This is a genomic window from Streptomyces sp. NPDC020965 (genome assembly GCF_044333555.1).
Lineage (GTDB): Bacteria > Actinomycetota > Actinomycetes > Streptomycetales > Streptomycetaceae > Streptomyces.
The window spans coordinates 1-2,285 of the sequence record NZ_JBIRRE010000040.1; the positions used below are offsets into that span (position 1 = coordinate 1).

The 2,285-nt window shown below is 71.1% G+C and carries 1 protein-coding gene; it reads right to left on the reverse strand.

The genetic code is table 11. From position 1 onward, the window contains the following. On the reverse strand, nt 1-2,285 hold a 2,285-nt coding region (locus tag ACH4S7_RS36525), incomplete at both ends, for a condensation domain-containing protein (protein WP_398525743.1).

The following is a 2,285-nucleotide window of genomic DNA, read 5'->3' on the forward strand; positions in this document are numbered from 1 at the left end:
GTGGTCGCGGTAGAGGTTGGTGAGTCCGCCGTGGTGGAGGACGACACCCTTCGGCCGTCCGGTCGACCCCGACGTATAGATCACATAGGCCGCGTTCTCCGGGTGCGTGGCCACGGCGACGGGCGATGACGGCAGGGCCGCGAGCCGGTCCCGTGTCTCCGTCGCGTCCAGGACGAGCCGCGGCACGCCGGGGAGTTCGGGCGCCGATGACGTGGTGAGGACGCAGATGGGTGCGGCGTCGGTGAGCATGTGGGTGAGGCGGTCGGCGGGGTGGTCGAGGTCGAGGGGGAGGTAGGCGGCGCCGGCTTTGAGCACGGCGAAGGTGGCGACGACGGAGTCCGCGGAGCGGGGCACGGCGAGGGCGACGACACTGTCGGGTCGGACGCCGTTTTCGGTGAGGAGGTGGGCTACACGGTTGGCGCGCTGGTCGAGTTCGGCGAAGGTGAGCCGGGTGTCTCCGGCGATGACGGCGGTGGCGTCGGGAGTTGCCGTGACCTGGGCGGCGAGGATCTCCATGACCGTGGCCGGAGGGATCTGTCGGTCGGTGTCGTTCCACTCGGCGAGGAGTGCGCGTTCGTCGGCGTCGCGGAGTTCCAGGTCGGCGATGGGCCGCTGAGGGTCGGCGACGGCCTGCTCCAACAGCCGGATCAATCGCCCGGCCAGCCGCTCCACCGTCCCACGGTCGAACAGGTCCGTGGCGAACCGGACACCACAGGTCATCCCCGGAGCGCCGGCCGCACCCGTACGCCGGAAGAGGATGTCCAGATCGAACTTGGCCGCACCGGCGTGAATCCGGTGCTCCGCCGCCTCCGTGCCGAACAGCCGTGACAGGTCCGGGCCACCCCCCTCGTACGCCACCATCGTCTGGAAGAGCGGGTGTCGGGTGAGGGAGCGTTCCGGGTTCACCGCTTCCACCACCGCGTCGAACGGCAGATCGGTGTGGTCCAGCGCGGCGAGGTCGGTCGACCGGATCCGGTCCAGTAGTTCGGCGAAGGTCGGATCGCCCGACAGGTCCGCCCGGAGCACCACCGTGTTCACGAAGAAGCCGACGAGTCCGTCCAGCGCCTGGTCGTCCCGGCCGGCGACCGGGCTGCCCAGCGGGATGTCGTCGCCCGCGCCGAGCCGGTGCAGCAGGGCCGCGACCGCCGCGTGCACCACCATGAACATGGTCGCGCCGCTCTCCCGCACCAACCGGTCCAACTCCGCCACCAGCGCGGCCGGCAGCTCCGCCGTCACGGTGTCCCCGCCGTGGGTGGGGGTGGCGGGGCGTGGTCGGTCGGTGGGGAGGGGGAGTTCCTCGGGGAGTGCGGTGAGGGTGTCGCGCCAGTAGGCGGTCTGCCGGGTGGCGAGGGATGTGGTGTCGGTCGGGTCGCCGAGGAGTTGGCGCTGCCAGAGGGCGTAGTCCGCGTACTGGACGGGCAGTGGGGTGAACTCCGGCGCCCGGCCCTGGGACCTGGCCGCGTACGCCGTGTCCAGGTCGGTGAGGAGCGGGCCCGTGGACCATTCGTCGGTCGCGATGTGGTGCGTCAGCAGCAGCAGGACATGGTCGTCGGCGGCGGCCTTCAGCAGGGTCACCCGGAGCGGGAGATCCACCGCCAGATCGAACAGTTCCGCAGCCGCCGTCTCGACCCGTCCGGCGAGTTCGTCCGCCGGTACGGGGAGGATGCGGACGGGCACGTGAGCCTCGTCGGGTCGCAGGACGCGCTGGTAGGCCCGGCCTTCGTCCTGGTCGAACACTGTGCGCAGCGCTTCATGCCGGTTCACCAGATCCTGTACGGCCGTGGCCAGCGCGGTCGTGTCGAGTGGCCCGCGCAGCCGCAGGGCGAGAGGCAGGTTGTACGTGGTGCCGGCGCCCTCCATCTGGTCCAGGAACCAGAGGCGCTGCTGTGCGTAGGAGAGGGGGAGTCGGTCGGGCCGGGTGGCGGGGGTGAGCGGGGGCCGTTCGGTGGTGGAGCGGTCGGCGAGCCTGGCCGCCAGGGCGGCGACTGTCCTGGCTTCGAACACATCCCGTACGGAACAGGCCGTGCCCGTCGCCCGTACGCGTGCCACGACCCGGGTGGCGAGCAGCGAATGGCCGCCGAGCCGGAAGAAGTCGTCATCGGCGCCGACGGCTCCCAGACCGAGGACGTCCGCGAAGATCCGGGCGAGAAGGACCTCTCCCTCGCCACGGGGGGTGCGGGTGGTGTGGGTGGTGGTGGTTGTGGGGGTGGGGAGGGCGTTGTGGTCGAGTTTGCCGTTGATGTTGGTGGGGAGTGCGTGGAGGTTGGTGATGGTGGTGGGGATCA